3 protein-coding genes and 1 pseudogene are annotated in these 3746 nt (G+C 48.4%); 2 read left to right on the forward strand and 2 right to left on the reverse strand.

Annotation, left to right across the window (positions count from 1 at the left end; all coding sequences use genetic code 11):
* Nucleotides 1–23: 23 nt before the first annotated feature.
* Nucleotides 24–1649 carry a malate synthase A gene (gene aceB, locus CAG65_RS02330; protein WP_021705102.1) on the forward strand — a complete coding sequence of 542 codons (1626 nt, stop codon included), beginning with the start codon at nucleotides 24–26 and terminating at the stop codon, nucleotides 1647–1649.
* Between the two features lie 21 nt (nucleotides 1650–1670).
* Nucleotides 1671–2108, forward strand: coding sequence for a GlcG/HbpS family heme-binding protein (locus tag CAG65_RS02335; RefSeq protein WP_161451901.1), 438 nt, complete (start codon nucleotides 1671–1673; stop codon nucleotides 2106–2108).
* A gap of 113 nt (nucleotides 2109–2221) precedes the next feature.
* Here CAG65_RS02335 and CAG65_RS02340 read toward each other — a convergent pair whose 3' ends face one another.
* Nucleotides 2222–3361: a terpene synthase family protein gene (locus CAG65_RS02340; protein WP_161451902.1), complete on the reverse strand. Its 1140-nt coding sequence runs from the start codon at nucleotides 3359–3361 to the stop codon at nucleotides 2222–2224.
* Between the two features lie 37 nt (nucleotides 3362–3398).
* Nucleotides 3399–3746, reverse strand: a pseudogene (locus CAG65_RS22140) (hypothetical protein); the annotation flags it as partial.

Here is a 3746-nt window from a genome sequence, read left to right on the forward strand (position 1 = left end):
GTATTGTTTAAAGGAGACAAACAATGGGTTTGAACGATGTGGCGGAACAAGAACAAACAGGCTGTCTGCACGTAACGGGAAACATGGATAACTCTGACTATCGCGCGATTTTGTCTCAGGACGCACTGGCATTTTTGCACACGCTGGTGAACGAATTCGCGCCGAGACGCGATGCTTTGTTACAGGCTCGCTCTGAACTGCAGCAGCGGTTTGACAGCGGTGAACTGCCAGACTTCAGAGAAGACACACGAGCCATCCGTGAGGATAAAAGCTGGAAAGTGGCGACGCCTCCACCGGAGCTTTTAGATCGTCGGGTCGAAATCACCGGCCCCGTAGATCGAAAAATGGTGATCAACGCGCTGAATTCCGGTGCCAAGGTTTTTATGTGCTGCTTTGAGGATGCCTCTTCTCCAACATGGGCAAATATGGTGGAAGGCCAGATTAACCTCAGAGATGCCAATCAGGGTACCATCAGCTACTATGATGAGAACAAAAATAAACACTATCAGCTGACGGACAACCCTGCCCTATTGATTGCTCGACCACGCGGCCTGCACCTGCCTGAGCAATCTATCCAGTTTAACGGCAAACCGATCCCCGGTTGCCTGATGGATTTCGCACTGTACTTCTTCCATAACCACCAAGTTCGCGCCGAAAAAGGGCTGGGTGTCTATTACTACATTCCTAAGCTGGAAAGTATGGAAGAAGCACAATGGTGGGACGATGTATTTCGTTTTACCGAAGATCACTTCGGCGTTGCCAGAGGGACTATTCGTGCCACGGTATTGATCGAAACCTTACCTGCAGTGTTCCAAATGGACGAAATGTTATATGCCATGCGTGATCACATCGTCGCTATGAACTGCGGGCGCTGGGACTACATCTTCAGCTACATCAAAACATTGAAAAATCACCCAGATCGTATCCTGCCGGATCGTCATGTCGTTGGAATGGATAAAGCCTTTCTCAATGCCTACAGCCAGTTACTGGTACGCACTTGTCATCAGCGCGGCGCACTGGCCATGGGGGGAATGTCTGCGTTTATTCCTGCTAAGGACCCGGCTGAAATGGCGCGCGTAACCGCAAAAGTCATAGAGGATAAAGAGCGCGAATCACTCAACGGGCACGACGGCACATGGGTTGCGCACCCTGCACTGGTGGACCTGGCCATGTCTGTGTTCGAGAAAAATCTATCGGGTAAACCCAATCAACTCGATTTTGTCAGCCCGACCCACGAGATCAGCGCAGCCACCCTGCTGCAACCTTGCGACGGTAGCCGTGATGAAGCCGGTGTACGGAAAAATATCCGCATCGCGTTGTATTACATCGAGGCCTGGATTCAGGGCCACGGCTGTGTACCTATTTATGGCCTGATGGAGGATGCCGCAACCGCGGAGATTTCACGGGCAAACATCTGGCAATGGATTCATCACGGCATCACGCTGGATGACGGCCAGCAATTTACCAAACAACTGTTCCATACATGGCTGTATCAGGAACTCGACACCATCAAACAGGAAGTGGGTGAAGCTCGTTATGCTGCTGGCCGCTTTGAACAAACTGCTGACCTTTTCTTCAAGCTGTCTACAGCCAGCGAGTTCGCCACCTTCCTGACCCTTCCAAGTTACGAGCTCTTAGGAGCCGTGTAGAAGAGAAAATCAGGAGATAACATGGGAAGTTTGACTCTACAACAAGCGCTAGCCATCATCGATGGCACGTTTCAGGCTGGCCTGAAAACCCAAAGTGCGCCTCTGACCGTCGCAGTACTCGACAGCGGAGGTAAATTGATTTCGCTACAGCGTCAGGACGGCTCAAGCATGATGCGCCCAGACATTGCGATAGCTAAAGCCTGGGGCGCACTGGCACTCGGTTGTTCATCGAGAAAGCTCGCTCAGGATGCAGACAATCGACCCGCGTTTATCTCCGCCGTCAATGTACTCGCACACGGAAACATGGTTCCGGTTCCCGGCGGGCTGCTGATCCGCGACGCTGAAAAAAACATTCTTGGCGCGGTCGGGGTCAGTGGTGACGTATCTGATGTTGACGAAAGTTGTGCCATGAACGGAATTGGTTTCGCCCGTCTTTTCTGCGATGAAATGGTGGCATAACCCTCACGGACAATGAAAGCCCGGTAAATGACCGGGCGTTCATGAGCGATATTTTCTCCCATTGAACAACGGAACAGAGATCGTGAAATCTCAAATCACCATACCCAGAAGCGTCATTCCTTACCTTTGGGGGAGTGATTATTATCAAGAGGGTTTGTTATTGGAGAGCCAGCAATATCGACCGCCGCAACTTCATCTGTCGAGGGGAGAGGTTTGATCTCTATCTCACCAGAAACAAACCGCTTTCCTGCGAAATCTTCCCCAAAATACCGGGTACTAATGGCATGAAACTCAGCATTGCCAGAGGCCAGGTGCTCCAGTTCCACAACATACTTCTTAACGTCTGGACGCGTGCCATATTTTCCAGACAATACCTTCCTACATGCCTGTATTAATTTCTTTTCATTATCCCGAACCTTTTGAGCCAGTTCGTAGAGAGCCTGCTGCAGAGTCAGTCCGTCATTTCGCATCAGCAACCAGACGGAATTCACAGAATCCGCAATGTGTATTTCTTTGCGAAAAGAATAAGGATCATTGACTAAGGTGATTGAATCTATGGCTGCGGTTCTGGCGATATTAAGATACGGCTCTTCATTTAGAACATCCGTCATATCCACATCAATGGCGTACTCTGTCATCAACGCTGCCCAATCGCCGTAATTATCAATACGTCTTAATTCAAGATACCGTTCAAAAGTCAGCTCGTTCATTTGCAGAGCCAGCGAATCGGTTTGTCGGTCTATCATAGTATGCAAGGAACTTTCCATACGCGTCCAAACTCTGGGCTTAGACTCCAGTTGTTGTTTAATGGGTCGCAGACCTTCATACAACAACTGAGCAATTGGAAACGTGTCAGGCGGTTTTATTCCATTTATGGCATTTCGGTATTGTTGACGTAAATGCTGTTGTTTTTCTTGATTACCCAGTATTTCCGGGTTCGTCGTTGTATCATCAATAAGTGTCGTGATACTCATCATTCGTTCAGTAAAGTAGATGCGGTCAGCTTTAGCGTGTGGGTAACAAAGGCCACCAAATGACGGCATACTCATAGACAGATAATGTTCAACGGCTTTCTGACTACCATAATGAGCCAAGATGTAAGGGCTGTCTGTCTTTGCTACCCGAGCTTCGGCTTCGGTATGATCTGGGTGCCACATCGGCTTTAACGTAAGGTGGAAATCTGGATGGTATACTTTTTCTCCCAGAGAGGGTTTGCCTTCCAGTGTCTGCACGAAGTTTGGTGCTGTCGACATTATTCTTTCTCCTATAACAGTTCAGATTTGACGGCTGCTAACGCCCAGAACGCTTCAGAATTGTGCTGTATATCGAAAACTTATTTTTCTTGATCGCTCCTATAAGGTTTTCTGCCATGACGTACAACTCTTCCAGTGCCCCGTTCGCCCCCGTTGGGAAATGTTTATCTATATTAGTGTGTATTTCTGAAAGCCATCGGATAGCGTCGGCATTATCCGGTAATACTCTTCGGTCATGAATAGTAAATCCAGTGTTCTGTAACACTGAATAGAAATACTCCGGCGTTTTTCTATGTTTACATGCTAGCCGGTCAACGATATCTGGCATATCTGACTTATATTTCGACAGATCAACGTTATAGAGATTGTCTGATATGATGATAAC

Source organism: Vibrio sp. V39_P1S14PM300 (assembly GCF_009904765.1).
GTDB classification, from domain to species: domain Bacteria; phylum Pseudomonadota; class Gammaproteobacteria; order Enterobacterales; family Vibrionaceae; genus Vibrio; species Vibrio proteolyticus.